The sequence below is a fragment of the Acidobacteriota bacterium genome (genome assembly GCA_016208495.1).
In the GTDB taxonomy this organism is placed as follows: domain Bacteria; phylum Acidobacteriota; class Blastocatellia; order Chloracidobacteriales; family Chloracidobacteriaceae; genus JACQXX01.
Genome location: JACQXX010000043.1, coordinates 66,569 through 81,481, shown reverse-complemented (window position 1 = coordinate 81,481; position 14,913 = coordinate 66,569). Strand labels below are relative to the sequence as shown.

The 14,913-nt window shown below is 52.7% G+C and carries 7 protein-coding genes; 2 read left to right on the top strand and 5 right to left on the bottom strand.

The window, feature by feature from the left end; all coding sequences use genetic code 11:
* The 4 genes from HY774_07495 to HY774_07480 all read right to left on the bottom strand — a co-directional run.
* Positions 1-436, bottom strand: a 436-nt coding sequence (locus HY774_07495) for a hypothetical protein (GenBank protein MBI4748318.1), incomplete at its 3' end; no start/stop codon positions are given.
* Positions 437-445: 9 nt separating this feature from the next.
* Positions 446-970, bottom strand: coding sequence for a hypothetical protein (locus HY774_07490; GenBank protein MBI4748317.1), 525 nt, complete (start codon positions 968-970; stop codon positions 446-448).
* Positions 971-1,174: 204 nt separating this feature from the next.
* Positions 1,175-1,513 (bottom strand): hypothetical protein, encoded by a 339-nt coding sequence (locus tag HY774_07485; GenBank protein MBI4748316.1) that lies wholly within the window; start codon positions 1,511-1,513, stop codon positions 1,175-1,177.
* A 56-nt stretch (positions 1,514-1,569) separates the two neighbouring features.
* Entirely contained in the window at positions 1,570-7,617 is a 6,048-nt protein-coding gene (locus HY774_07480) for a hypothetical protein (protein MBI4748315.1), read from the bottom strand.
* 153 nt (positions 7,618-7,770) lie between these two features.
* On the opposite strand from HY774_07480, the gene HY774_07475 reads away from it, so the two are divergent.
* A complete protein-coding gene (locus HY774_07475) occupies positions 7,771-8,028 on the top strand; it encodes a ChpI protein (protein MBI4748314.1) in 258 nt (85 codons plus the stop codon).
* Positions 8,025-8,381 carry a type II toxin-antitoxin system PemK/MazF family toxin gene (locus HY774_07470; protein ID MBI4748313.1) on the top strand — a complete coding sequence of 119 codons (357 nt, stop codon included), beginning with the start codon at positions 8,025-8,027 and terminating at the stop codon, positions 8,379-8,381. The genes HY774_07475 and HY774_07470 overlap by 4 nt, the downstream gene beginning before the upstream one ends.
* Before the next feature lie 368 nt (positions 8,382-8,749).
* On the opposite strand, the gene HY774_07465 is transcribed toward HY774_07470, so the two are convergent.
* On the bottom strand, positions 8,750-14,827 hold the full coding sequence (locus HY774_07465) for an Ig-like domain-containing protein (protein ID MBI4748312.1): 6,078 nt from the start codon (positions 14,825-14,827) through the stop codon (positions 8,750-8,752).
* Positions 14,828-14,913: the final 86 nt, after the last annotated feature.

Sequence of the window (14,913 nt, the reverse complement as noted above, 5' to 3'; positions counted from 1 at the left end):
CACTCAATTGAAACTCTCTGGCCTGCTGTTTCCAACTCAACCGCAGGTTCACTTGTGGTCTGTCGGCTGGAGGTGACAAACCAGCCTGACCGACAAAGATCGGGTCTACCTGGCCTGCTCGCCGGGAATTCCTGATGATAGTGCCTAATTTATTCCGTGAACGTGTTCCAACAGAGAGCAAAGTAACAAGAGAAACAAATACGATGCTAGAAAAAATACCAGCCAGCATACTTATGACAATCGGCGCGCACCCGGTTGCCCACTTTTTAAAATCCTGTTGATTCAACTCAGATTCAGAACCGGACTGGTCAGGATTGAGAGGCACCAGTTCACATCGGGTACAAAGATTGGTCGCCGGGTCAAACTGGTCTGACTGATGGCAGATTTCGCAGCGTTCGGCGAGTGATTCGCGTTTGACTTTGAGTTCTTCAGACATGGCATTTTTTTATCTTTGAAATAACAACGGGAACCCACATAGTGACGCCAGCAGGAGCCAGCTCCCAACAACCGCAATCGTTGACCAGAGAATAATCCAGACGACTTCAACTGGGTAGGAAAGTGATGTGTTCTTTCTGGCGGCACGATATTCGGCAAAGATTTGTGCTTTCGTTCCAGCCAGATACCCAACAAACGGAGACAACAAAATGACAACAAAACCTGAGCCGACAACACCAAGCTGGCTTTCATAATTCGCTATGTACTTATCGGTCAAAACTCCCATCAGAATCATAAGGTAAACCGCAAGAAACACACTATAAATGATTCCTAGACTGGCAGCGCCGGTTCTTCGGTTGCCCTTTAACGCAACCTCAGAAGGAGCAACAGATGAGGATTGAAGCTGACTAGCAATGGCCTGACATCGCACACAGAGGCCAGTTGGTGGGTCAAACTGGTCTGACTGATGGCAGATTTCGCAGCGTTCCGGTAAGTGCTCACGCCTGACGATGAGATTTTCCGGCTTGATGCTCATGAGAGTTTCCCCACTTAACTATTTCAGAATCAGCAGGTTCGATGACTGTCAACGCGTTGACACATTCAACCGATCTGCCATCCTGGCATTCTGATCGGGTGTGATGGGGAATGTCTGTTCCAATTCGTGAACTACCACAGACCGATGGCACCTGTTGTTTCTGACTGATACCGGCTGAAAAAAAAGAGCCTGAATCAGCGAAGCTTAGTACAATTCCCCATAAAGGGGATGAAATTCGACCACTCGCTGGGAGAAACATTGGTTTTCGCCCGGATGGGCGGTGGAAAATAGCCTGTGGCAAGTGTCGCTTTGGACACGCGGCCACCGGACAGCGTCGCCATCACGGGTTCGCGCCCGGATGGGCGCTGGAAGCTGGTTCGATCTCGTTTCCCGTGAGATTTTCGGCTCTTCGCTCACCACTCCTGTTCCAGCGCCCATCCGGGCGCGAACCACTGCGGACCGAAGATCCAGTGGTATGCCCAAAGCGGCAAACCACCGGCTATTGTCCGGCGCCCATCCGGGCGAAAGCCAATTCGGAATCACCGAAGCTCCATCCCCCATTTATGAGGATTTGTACTTAGCAAGAGGAATGAATTTCGTCACTTGACCGTCACAACATCTGTCTGGCCCCGGCCAAAGGTTTCAGGAAAGTACATTTCCTCAGCTTTCGGCGGCAGGGCGAAGAACGTTCCCGGCGTCGTAGCTCGGGCATAATAGGAATACTGGTAAACTCCTGAATACAAATAGGATTTGAAGACTTCGGCGCGATCAGACTTTAAATTTTCATGTTCGAACCAGCGCCAGCGGAGCCACGAACTCCAGCTTCGTTCAGCGTACAGCCGGCCATCAGGAAGGGTGCCGGTTGTGGCCAGGACCGGGTTGAGGATTTCCAGTCCGGCAGGGAGCGGGTCAACCAGTGCGACGTGATAGCGAGTGGCCGGAGCAACCATCCGAACGGTTATTTTGACTCTGGCACCAGCCCGGATGCTCCATTCGGTTTCGGAAACTTGTTTCACATCGTCGGGATGGTCAACCGCTTCGTAACGGCGCGAAACTTTGAATCCAGCATCCAGTGGCCGTTGCATTTTATCGTGTGGGGCATATTTCAAACCAACACGGTAGTACATCCGACCAGCCCCGGCCTTTTGAAGCACAACATTTTGTGTGAGTGGACCAGCCAGAACAACCGGCATCGGAACTTCAATCAGGTGGTGTTCAGTGGTGCGGCCTCGAAACGTGTGCTCTCCGGCAAAGGTCTGACCCAGCCAGGCACGGGCGACAAAATCAGGCGTAGTCTTTTCGTAGGCTCGAAAATAGTGGTCCAGCGCGAGCAGAATAAACACATTTTCCTGGGTGTTGAGCCAGCGTCCACGAGTCCGATGACCAAGTAACCCTCGCACCAGCTTTGGAATCAACTTGTTATCAGGTTGTGCCGCCATGAGGGCATTCAACAAAATGCCGTCGGTCCGACGGTTGGAATAGAGCAGGATCTCGGGGCCATCCAACACTGCATTGATAAAGTTTGCGGTTGCGGGAGTTTCGGTCACGTGGTTGTTCAAATGTTTCAAAAACCGGTCTACGTCTTCCTTCGCGGCGGGGTCACTCGCCAGCACGGGCAATACCCAACCAATGGCATCGAGCGGCAGGGCCTCGGGTGAAGTGACCGCTGTCAATTGCCTGGCTTTCGCAATGTCGGTATCTCCAAGCAAATGGCGAACATATAGCGAATAGGCAATGATCGCTTGTCGTGTTGAAACTGAATACTCGCCTGGAATATGGGCTTCAATTTGTTTCAAATAGTCGTGAACGTGAGTCAATTCAAGATCAAGCGGCCCAAAGCCCTTTGATTTTGCCACGGCCAGGGCATGCGCCACGTGAACCGATATAAAGGGAAGGCTTTTGTCATCCGTTCGCCAGTATGAAAAACCACCGTCCCGATGCTGCAACGACCTCAGCCGATGTAAATCCAAAAGAACTTTTTCAAAGAGAATGTTCGTTGGCGGCAAATCAGACGATTGAAACGCGGTCAGGACATCGTGCAGGGCCGCGACTGAAAGCAGCCGGGACGCAATCTGTTCGCTGCAGTCATAAGGATAGTTGACCAAATACAAGGCCGCGTCGGTCAGTTCCTGAAGTTGCGTCGAAGACGTCGAAATCTCCAGTCCTCCATATTCTGAGTAGACATTGGACGGCAACTCAACCGGCTGGGTCACGCCGCCTGAGTCAACTTCGCCATAGGTCGCAGTCGCTTCGGTTGTGGCTGGGGTGTAGATCGGGATTTTTCCAGAGACCGCATCAGTAAAGTCTCCGGCCAGGGCGGCCACCTGATAGTGGGCGTCGCCAACCTGGGTGGCGGTGCCTGGAAAGCGGATTTCAAGCTGGTCGTTGGCCGGAACCGTCACGTGTTGCCCGCCACTTTCGGAAAATTCAATCCGATTTGAGCGAATGACAACTTTGACATCCTGGGGTGAACTGGTCTGGTTCTGGATCACAACTGGAAATTCACACTGGTCGCCGTGGTTCAAAAATCGGGGCGGAGAAAGTTTGATCGCCAGCGGTAATCGGGCCGTGAGAACATTTTCAATTTTGCCAAATTTGTTTTCGCCAGCCACGGCCACAACCACGACCCGATAACGAGTCAGGGTATCGGGCATCGTAAATTTGATCGTGGCTCTCCCCTCGGCATCGGTTCTTGCCACAGGAGAAAACACGGCCAGCGGATTAAAGTTTTTGCGTTCTTTAAATCCCGGAACTGGTACTCCGGGCCTGGGGGTCGGGCGGGCCAACACCCCATCACCATCGCCAAAATCACCACTGCCGTCACCAAATCCGCCGTAGCCACCCATGCGGGTAATTTTGGGTTTATCAGCACTGGTTTTTTCCAAATCCGCCAGCAACACATCGTGCCGCGAGCGCTCGGTTTCTGTTCCAGCCGGGCGCTTCACATAAAACCATTTGATCGGGTCAATCAGCCGGTAACCGGTCAACGCCAGGATGGCTTCGTCAACCACCACCACGGCACATTCGCTTTCTTGAACTGGAACTCCTTTTGAATCAACCACCTGCACGTCAACCACATTGTCCTCACCGGGTTTCACTTCTGGTTTGTGAGGCGTCGCGGTAACCGTCAGCGTGCGGGTAACGGGTGAAATCACCAGTTCGAGGCTTCCAGTGGCAAAGGCCGGGCGGCGGGGTAAATTCGGGTCTGGGATTCCCTTTCGGTTCGTGCGAGTCGTCGCGCCGGTTAAATCAACCTGAACCGTCATATTGGGAACGTGGCTTTCCAGAATTGGAAGTCTGTACCGATACACCGGCTCGGTGATGGTCAACCGTTCGGTGTGAATGACTCCCAATCGCTGCACGGTCAACAGGGCTTCAGCCGGAACAAACGGCGACTCAATCGCAAGTTCGGCGGTTTCTCCTGGCTGGTAAACCGCTTTGTCTGAAATCAATCCGACCTGTTCCTCTTCAAGATCGGCTTCAACCTCACGAAAGCCACCCGTGACCCAGAGTGTAAAGAACGCCTGGTTTCTCCGCCCCTGTGGGTCGGTAATTTCGGCAATAAGCTGATATCGTCCGCCTTCAGTTGGGTTGAGTTCAACCAGCGTGGGAAGATTGGCCGAGGTTGCTGTTTGATCGGGCAGTGACACCCAGCCCTTTTTGGTTTCTCGACTCAGTTTGAAGGTTACCGGCTGGTTTGGGACCGGTTTGCCTTCGATATCGGTCACCACGACTTCGACTTTGAATGCTTCATCCTCAAGGTGCTTCATTCGCCGGTTTGATTTCAGCCCGACATAGAGCGACGAAGGATGAACCAGAAAGCTGGTTGAATTGGAAATTGCCTGCCGGTTGACATCTGAAATGGTCGCTTCGGCATTGACCAGAAAGGGTTTGAATTGGGTCATCCGGTCAAAATCAATCTGCAAACGGTGATTTCCCAACGTGTCGGTTTTCCCTGAAAAAGTCTGGCCCTCTTCAGACTGCGAATAGCGTGCAATCCAGAAAGATTGATCAGGAAATTCCTCCCATTCCACGGGATACCAGGCCCCAAAGCCTTCGCCAAACACAAATTCATCCCAGTTGGGCGGACGAAAATACACAGGCTTGGTTACAACTTTCCAGGTAACCGGGGCATTTGAGAGCGCCCCGCCGCCATAGATTTTGGCGGATGTCATGACTTCAGTTGGGTTATGAAGAATTTTCGGTTGCAGATCCGTCGTCACGGACACTTCAAAATCAGGTCGGCGGAATTCTTCAACCTGGAAGCGGTGCAGGTATTTGCCAAGGACAATTCCAGCCGTTTGAGAGGTACACAGAAACTCAATCCGGCAAGTGCCGGAATTGATATTTTTTGGTAACGACAGCACGGTATCAAATCCGCCAAAGGCATTGATGGGAAGTTCACCCCGATGCAGGTCAACACCTCTTGGATCTCGGAGGACATACTTCAGTTTTTTCACATGCTCGCGAGCCAGATCAACATCGCCGCCTTTATGTCCCTGGATGCGGCGAATCCAGCCTTTGAGGTGGAGTTCTTCTCCCGGTTGATAGATTCTTCGATCATCAAAGACATACCACTGCAGTCGGTCAATCACTGAAGGCTGGTCCCAATCAGTTGCCTCCTCTGCCCAGAATTGGGGTTCCGGCAACAGCAAACTGTCTTCACCCTGGCGAATGACCAAAACTTGAAACTCGATTGAAGTCGAAGCACCAACTTTCAATACTCCCAATCCATCAGGGCCAGTTCGGGTTTCAAGTTTTTCCGGCATCAAGGTCACGCTCGCCTGATTCACGGGCTTTCCGTCCACCAGTGACGTCACCGACACCATCAAATCAGACTGGTCTCGGTAGGCATCTGCCGCCAGTCGGGTTGATTGAACCCACAACAATGTCTGATTTTGAAAGTGCGGGTACTTTCCAGCTAACAATGGCGTGACGTGCAACACCAGATGCCCAGTTCCGTTGGTGAGCCACGGACGCAAATCAAGCGGGGTTTCAATCAGTTCTTCCGGTCTGGTATCCAGTTTGACAACTTTTGAGGAAACCAGTTTCCATCCGGGTGGTGGAGGGACTTCAGTTCGATTTTGAAAGCTCCAATCGCGATGGGAGTTGTAGGCATTCCACTGGTTTGGTTCGACCCGATAAACCTTGTATTTGAAGGCCAGGTAGTTGACCGTATAGACCGGAATCGTCGGAGGTCCGGTTGGATCCAGCGTGACGACAAAATTGGATGGCAACTGACAGAATGGTTCGCTTTGCTCGACTTGAAACTTCACTTTTTCTGGAGTGCCCAACGTTTGGCCAAACTGGTCGCGCAACTGCGGATTGAGCGTGACTTCATAAGTCTGATTCCCGCGTTTAAACCCCGAAATGGTGATTCTGGTCTGATTGACTTCAATTTCAGGTTTCGAAATCGGAGGATTGATTGTAATCAATTCGGGTTTAAAAGAGGCGAGGTCAAGGGGATTTGAAAAGATGATGGTCCAGTCGGAGTTGGGGCGACATCCCGAATAGGTGCTACAACTGGTTCTTTGAATTTTCAAAGGTGCAAAGGTTGAAAAAGAAAAGTAATTTGACTTCTCTGAAACCAGCGGGCCTTCCTTCGATTTCACTCCGGGTTGAATTTGGATAATGATCAGCGAGCTTTTCGGAAGTGGTTTGAGAGCCCGAAACACCACACACCGATTGTTGCCGGCCATTTTGACCGTGCTTGAAACATAATCATCGGCTTGAACCTCAGTCTCAGTGGCCATTCTGACCGGCAGATCCTGATCGGCAACTCCCACTCTGGTCAACGACACCACCTGGGCTGGATCAATTTCCTGATTGAATGTCACGACCATCAACGGTTCAACCCCAACGGTGCCGGTGGGAGAGAAATGCAATACTCGTGGAGCAGGAGTCAAAAATGACCAGGTCTTTCCTTCTTTGAGCGGTTGATCGAGTGCCGAGCGAATGTTGGGATCAACCGTCACCTGAAATCCGGTTGCCATTGGGAACCGGCGAACCGGTTGAAATACCAGAGTTTGCGTGTCAATCCACTGCCAGGTGCCTGGAACTTCGGGCGTGATTTTGACTGGGGATTCAGCTTGAGTCAGGGTACGGACGCTGGTCACCGCAACCATCGGCTGTGAAAAAGTCACTGAAACCACAACCGCTTCGCCCATGTACCCATCCGGTTGATACCGGACAATTTCAACCGGGCTGGTATCAACCGGTTCAGGCGCTGGCGGCACGGGTTGAACTGGAACAGAAGGGGCCAAAACCGTTTTGACCACTTCTCCACCTTTGGGAAGTCTGCGGGTTGTGACGGGCAGGACAAACGACGGGTCTGTTTTTCGGAGCGGATCCAGCACCGGCAGGCGATCCAAAATGGTCTGGGTTTCAGAACGCGAAAGCCATTGCGGTGTGGCACGAGGCGGTGCCGGAAGCATTGGGGGCTGTCCTTTTGCTTCACTGAGTCGAATTTCAAGTTTCGCCTGAGTTGAATCCCCAAAAGAGAGCGGCGACGGGTGGTAATAGGGACTTCGCTGGCCCGACACCACTGCGACCAGTGAGGCCGATACAACCAGCAATCCCAGAAAACCTGTCAATCGAGTCAGACCAAAACCAGAATTGCCGAAGACAAAGAGGCAACGGACGCTCATATGAGTTTCCCCACTTAACCGGTGAATATTCAATAAGTTAGATAACTGTCAACGCGTTGACACTTTTTGAAAACCAAAGCTGTGACAAGTCCCAGCACTCCAAATTTGTTCTATGCTATACTGATGGTATTACCAAAAAGGAATACTTTTTCTATGTCTACTGTTAAAACTGCTGTATCAATCTCAAAAACTCTGCTGAACGCTACGGATGAAGCAGCACGGGACCTGAAACTTCCGCGAAGCCAGGTTGTCGCTCTGGCATTAGAAGAATTTCTCCAAAAGCACAGAAATCAACAACTGCTTATTCAACTGAATGCGGCATATGGCGACGACCCTTCAGACGAAGATCAGCAGTTTCAATCTCGTATGAAGCCTCGATTTCGCCGGATACTGGAGCAAGACCAGCCATGAGAACAGTGCGCCAGGGTGAGATTTACTGGGCGGAATTTGACGAACCAATCGGCTCTGAACCTGGATACCTCCGGCCTTGTGTCGTGGTTCAAAATGACCTGTTCAACCAAAGCAAGCTTCGAACAACCGTAATTTGTACGCTCACCACAAACCTCAAGCGGGCTACGGCACCAGGAAACGTTCTCTTAAATGCCGGAGAAGCAAATCTTTCAGAACTCAGCGTCGTGAATATCACTCAGCTCTTTACAATTGATAAGCAGGATCTGGTTGATAAAATTGGTCAGCTTTCACCCGAGCGAATGGCCCAGATCATTGCTGGAATTAAGTTGCTGGTTGAACCAGCGACGGTTTGACGCTCACGTGAGTTTCCCTACTTAACCGGTGAATATTCAATAAGTTAGATGAGTGTCAACGCGTTGACACTTTATATTTTTTTCAAGAAATTTCAGACCTGCTCGATTCAGTGAACAAAATCTTGAGTCCGCGAAGCGGGCGACATATTTAAAGCCTCGGGCGAAACGAGCGTTAGCGAGTGGAGTCCGTGGAAAAAATCAACCCGCCAGCCTGAACCGCCGGTGGGAGAGCAGTAGTTTTTGACGGATTCCGTTGTGTTCCACCTTTTTCCACGGATTCCGCTACGCTCCACCCGAGGCTTTAAATATGTCGCCCGCTTCGCGGACTCAAACCAAATCAACCAGTGAAACCCCTGACCCCTAACAGATCACCGCACCGTCACCACATCCGTTTGTCCACGGCCAAAGGTTTCGGGAGCGTACATTTCTTCGGCCTTGGTTGGTGGGACGATGAATCTCCCCGGAGTCGTCGCCTGGGCATAGTAGACATAGCGATACACGCCGTCCCACAGCAGCGACGTGAAGGCTTCGGCCCGGTCATCGCGCAGGTTCTGGTGTTCAAACCACGTTCTGGCCCAGCGCCAGTTCCACGATTGGGTCACGTCACTTTGCTCAGAAGGCAAACTTCCAGTCGTTGCCAGCGCCGGATTGAGGATTTCAAGACCCGCCGGAAGCGGATCCACCAGCGCCACGTGATAGCGGCGGGTTGGCGCCACCATCGTCACTTTGACTCGCACCCGCGCACCGGCTTTGATTTCCCATTCGGTCGCGGAAATGCGCTTCACGTCGGTGGCTTTGTCTACGGCTTCGTATTCGCGCATCACCGTAAACCCGGCGTCATAAGGCTTTAACACCAGATCTTTCGGTGCGTAGTTCATCCCGATGCGGTAGTACATCCGTCCTGTTCCGTCTTTGCTCAGGATCAGATTTTTGGTCGGCGCGCCTTCGGTCACATAGGACATCGGGATGTCAATTTGCTGGCGGTCCGTCGTTCGGCCTTTGAATTGATACTCTCCGGCGTAGGTCTGGCCCAGCCAGGCGCGGGCAATGAAATCGGGGGTGGCTTTTTCATAGGTTGAGAAATAGCGATCCAGCGCCAGCAGGATAAAGGCGTTTTCCTGGGTGTTCATCCAACGCCCTTTGGTGCGATTGGCCAGCAGGCCACGCACCAGTTTTGGAATCAGATCAGTTTCAGGTTGTGCTGCAATTAAGCCCTCCAAAATAATGCCGTCGGTGCGGCGTTCAGAGTGAAGTAGAACATATGCCCCATCCCGATAGGAGGTGACATAGTGAGCCGCACCGGCGGTTTCCGTCACGCGGTTACTTAGAAACCGCAACACGGCATTCAGTTCCGGTTTTGTTTCGGCGGATTTGGATAAAACCGGAAGCAGCCACCCCAGGGCTTCCATCGGGAGGTTTTCAACTTTGGCTTCGGCAATCAGGCGTTTGGCCCGTGTGGTATCGCTGTCACCCAGCCGGTGCCGAATGTTGAGCGCGTAGGCAATCAATGACCAGCGGACTTCCGCGCTGTATTCCTTTTTCATCCGCGATTCGATGGACTTCAGGTAGTTTTTCGACTTGTTGAGCATTTCCTCCGGAACGGGATAGTTTTTCTCACGGGCCCGCGCCAGCGCATGCGCCACGTGAATGCTGATGTACGGCCACGATTCGTCGTCATTGCGCCAGAAGGAAAATCCTCCGTCATTGTGTTGTAGCGTTTCCAGCCGTTTCAAATCGGCCTGAACTTTGGCATTCAGGACTTCAGGTTTGGGTATATCCGGCGACTTGAAGGCCGTCAACACGTCACGCAAGGCTGCAATCGCCAGAATCCGTGACGAAATCTGTTCGGAACATTCAAAAGGATAGTTGGAAAGGTAAATCACGGCGTCGGTCAGCGCCTGAAGCTGGGTCGAAGACGTCGTGATTTGCAAGCCGCCATATTCTGAAATCACATTTCCAGGTGCCGCAACCGGCTGCACAATCGAACCGGCATCAATTTCGCCATAGGTCGCAAACGCTTCGGTGGTCGCTGGTGTGTAGACCGGCAGTGAAATTTCAGCCGCATCGCTTGCGTTCCCGGCCACGCCGCCAACCTGGAAACGCGCTTCGCCAGCCGTTGACGTTGCCGCCGGGAAGCGGATTTCAACCCGGTCATTGGCTGGCACCGTCACGCGCTGGCCCTCGCCTTGCGTAAATTTCACGTGATTGGCACGCACCACAACCGAAGCTTCCATTGGCTGATCGGTCTGGTTTTGCACGACAACCGGAAGTTCAAACGTGTCGCCGTAGTTCAAAAAGCGCGGCGCCGAAGGCCGAATCATCAACGGCAATCGGGCCGTAATCGCGGCTTCACCCAATCCAAATTGTTTTCCACCCGCCACGGCCACGGCCATCACGCGGTAGCGGGTCAGGTTATCCGGGAGTTTAAATTTGACGGTGGCTTTGCCATTTGCATCCGTCATCACTGACGGCGAAAAGACCGCCAGCGCCGCAAAGTTGGTCCGAAGTTCAATCGGTTGGGTTGACGGTTCTGGGCTTGGAGGGGGAGGTGGCTCTCCTTCTGATTGAAGCCTTGATACTCCTTCTGAACGAGGAATTTTCAAAATAAATTCAGGCAATCTTCCTTTTGAAGCTGGAACTGGTTTCGCCATTGCACGCCCATTTTTTCCTAAGTTTGCGTAAAGGCTTAATCTCTCAAACGGAGTATCTGGCTGCCTGGGGCTCCCCAACACCACCTGACTTCTTGAATATTTCGTCTGCACACCTTCTTCTCGATCCTGGTAAAACAACTCCAGTGGATCCTGCATTTTGTAGCCCGTCAGCGCCAGAACCGATTCGTCAACCACGACCACGGCACATTCACTGCTGGCAACTGGTTTTCCAGCCGCATCGCGGATTTCGACTTCGACGGCGGTTTCACTTCCAGGTTGGAGTGCGTTTTCACGCGGAATGGGTTTCACCGAGAGCTTTCGGGTCATCGGTGGAATTTTCAGGTTGAGTGCGCCTTTCGCGTAGGCTGGCCGTTTCGGCAATTTCGGGTCAACTTTGCCATCGGTGCCCATTCGTTCAGCCGCGCCGGTCAGGTCAACCTGAACGTGGATATTTGGCAGGTAGCTTTCCTTAATCGGAACTTTCAACGTCGTTGAAGGTCCGGTCATGGTGAAGCGTTCGGTGTAGAGAATTCCGGTTCGTTCGACCGTCATCAGACCTTCGGCAGGTACAAACGGTGCTTGAACCAGGATTTCAGCCGTTTCGCCCGGCTGATAGGTTTTCTGGTTCGGGATTAAATCCACAGTTTGCTGTTCGAGAGCGTTTGATGGCGGTTGCTTTCCACCTGAAACCCAGAGCGTCAGTTCCGACTGGTTAAAGCGTTCGAGGTCGTCCATTACTCTGGCGGTCAGTTTGTATGACCCGCCTTCGCCCGGAGAGAACGACCATGATCCCGGCCTGTCGGTTGAAGTTAGCGTGGTTTTCTGGACTTCAATTTCTTTTTGTTTCCAGGCACCCTCTTCAAAAACCCAATCCATCCGCACGGCCTGGAGCATCACCTGCCGACCCGTTTGAACCTTGCCGTCAATGTTGGTGACGATGGTGTCAACGGCGAAGACTTCGCCTGGATTGATAAATGTCCGGTTGACTCTCACGCCGACATAGAGTGCTGACGGATGGACGATAAAGCTCGTGGAGCCGGTAATTGTCTGCCGGTTGACATCCTGGACGGTTGCCTGGGCATTGATCACGTAAGGTCGCGGAGGCGTCGCCGAATCAAAATCAATTCGCAGCCGATGCTGTCCGGCAAAATCGGTTTTGGCGGTAAACGTTTCAACCTGTTCGGGTTGGAAGCGGCTTGAAAAATCACGCCACCAGGGTTGCCAGGTGCCAAACGTGAATTCATCCCAGTTAGGCGGGCTGTAGGAGCCACCTTTGGCCGAGACGCGCCAGTTGGTTTCGGCATTGCCCAATCCGCCGCCCGAATAGTAGCTGGCATTGACCGTCGTTTCAGCAAAACCTTTGATGAGGTGCGGACCGTCGGTGGCATTGACCGTGACTTCGTATTCAGGCCGGCGGAACTCTTCGATTTGAAAGGTGTGCGTGGTGCTGGTGTCGGTTGGACCATTGGTCGGGCTGGCTGTGACGGAAAGTTCCAGTCGGGAATAGCCCATATTGACCGATTTGGGAATGTCACCGGTCAACGAAAATCCACCGTAGCTATTGAGCGTCGTGGTCCCTTTGGCAAACTCATTGCCCTGAGAATCAAAAAACGCATAGGTCACGGTTTCGCCAATGCCAGTCGCCGGGCCAATGTCGCCATCTTTGGCGGTTCCAAGCCGCCGAATCCAGCCTTTGACATTGATGGTTTCACCGGGTTTGTAGAGTTTCCGGTCATCAAACACAAACCAGCGCAGGCCATCTGTCGTGGCGTTGCGATGCCAGTCACCGTTTTCCTGCCACCAGCCATTGGTTTCCGACAGGATAGCGGTGTCTGCGCCTTTGCGCACCAGCAGGAAATTTGATTTCTGAGCCGGTTCAGACTTGAGCGCCAATCTGGCCAGTCCATCCGTCCCGGTTTTGGCGGTCAGGTTCTCAGGAAACAGCACAACTTCAGCGTTTTCGACCGGTTTGCCGTCCGCGAGTGAATTGGCCCAGGCAACCAGGTCGGTGTTATCCACCAGCGCATCAACCGCCAGCCGGGTTGACTGCACCCAGCGTGGCTCGGCATCAAAGGTGTATTCGGTGGATTTTATTCCGAGCGGTTTGACGAGCACGATCACGTGCCCCAGGCCATTGGAAAGCGCTGGTGTCAAATCAATCCGTGTTTCGGTCAATTCATCGGCTTTACCCCGAACTGGTATCCTTTGGGTTGAAATCAGCTTGCCGGGCGGCGTGATGCGTTCTTTTTGCTGGCGTTGATCCCAGTCCCGGCGGAACGCAAGAAACGCATGCCAGTCTGCCGGAGTGACCTGAAACATCCGGACCCGAAGTTCTGGGACATTGGTTGTATACACCGGAAGTTGTTTGGCACCAGCCGGTTCCAACGTCGTCAGCATGTTCCCCGAAACAAAAAAGTTCGGGTCATCAGTCCCAACTTTGAACGTCACGGTGACTGGTTTTCCAAGCACCTGGCCATAGGTATCTTTCAGACTGCGGTCAACGGTCACGGTGTAGGTCGTATTGCCGGCCTTGGCACCGGTGATGGTAATGTCATTGCTGCTCACGCTGATGTCAGCGTCTTTGATTGCTGGCGTGATGGTGATTTGGTCTTTATGGAAATCCCGGATGGCAAGTGAGTTGCTAAAAAACAAATACCATTCGGCACTCGGACGACAGCGAGATTCATCCCAACCACACCGGCTGGCCGTCAAAACCAGCGGGCCATACGTCCGAAAATTGAAGGATTGATCGGCGGTTGTGGTTCGTGGACCTTCGGCGGAAGCGGTTCCCGTTCGAATTGTTACCGTAACCCCGGCATTTTTCGGAAGCGGTTCGACGGGTTGAAAGGCCAGCCAGTATCCGGCTTCAGTGTATTTGGCATAGTTGGCGACCACGGCATCAGCTTGAATTTGTTCGGGAGTCGCCAGTTTGACCGCAACCGGCTTGCCGTCAGCCGTAACCTGAATCGTTTTGATGACGACTTCAGGATTGATTTTTTGATCGAAGGCGATAAACAAAAGCGGCGTCAACGGTTCAGCCTGACCAGAGGGCGAAGTGCTCTTCACTGTTGGCGGAGGCGTTGAGAACTTCCAGGAAGTTTCGGCGGCCAGTGCCGTTCCCAGCGCCGATTTTGTGCCGGCGGGAACCGTGACCTTGTAATCAGTCGCCATTGGAAAGCGTCCCGCTGGTTCAAAGACAAGCGTCTTGGTGCCCAGCCAGCGCCATTTTCCAGGAGGTTCGGGCGAAAGCTTGACTGGAACCGGCAGATTTTTCAGATCTTCAATCGCAGTGACCGGCACCATCGGCTGGTTGAACGTCACGCTCAGATTGGGCGCCAGTTCGACGTTGCCTTCCGGACCAAAGCGCAGCACTTCGAGCTTTGAACCCGGTTTGACTTCGGGTAAAGCGGTTTCGGCAGGTGACGGGAACGCCGTCTGAACGGTTTTTCCCGTGCGGGGCGGTGGAAGCGACTTTTCAGGCAATTTGAATGATTTGACCTCATCCGGCTCAAGTTCAAATTTCGGAAGCCGTCCGAAAATCTGCCGGGTTTCTGATTCGCTCAACCATTCGGTTTTGGGAGTTGGTGTTTGCGCATTGGCGGGAGGCTGGGCTGGACTTTCGCTCAAACGAAATTTCAACCCGGTTTCAGGCTCATCATCAGTTGAGGTTGCTCTCCCGCGCTGATGGCTGGAGTGGACCGTTCCCAGGGCAATCCCAATGACGAAAAGACTGGTTATACCCAACACGGCAATACCCATAAAATGATTGTGGAAAATGGCCTTTAATGTTTTCATGGTCGCTTCCTTTTTTTCTTTGGAGTGCGGCGGCTCGACGCCGCTTTAGAACTTCGGAGTGCGGTGGCTTGACACCGCTTTGGAAC